This is a genomic window from Serratia sp. Je.1.23.a (assembly GCF_051129805.1).
GTDB classification, from domain to species: Bacteria; Pseudomonadota; Gammaproteobacteria; order Enterobacterales; family Enterobacteriaceae; genus Serratia; species Serratia liquefaciens.
The window spans coordinates 1-255 of sequence record NZ_JBCPSR010000095.1; the positions used below are offsets into that span (position 1 = coordinate 1).

General features: G+C 56.1%; 1 protein-coding gene. It reads right to left on the minus strand.

Features of this window, described 5'->3' with window-relative positions:
* On the minus strand, positions 1-255 hold a 255-nt coding region (locus AAZT04_RS26340; protein WP_434682345.1), incomplete at both ends, for a hypothetical protein.

Here is a 255-nt window from a genome sequence, read left to right on the forward strand (position 1 = left end):
GTGGCTTTCACGTCCTTCACCGCGGGGGCCGCGAAGATGGTCACCACATCAGCATCGGCAACACAAACCTCACTCCCCTTGATGCTTTGCTCCTTACCCTTAGGGGTGACACAGGCGCGAACAACATATCCTGCGTCATCACTTCCCGGGGTATAGACATTCCCATCGAACTTGCTGTTACTAGTAAATGGCTTCCACTCGCCACTGCTGTTCCGCCACTGCCACTTGACCACTGAGTCATCAGCGCCCGTACCG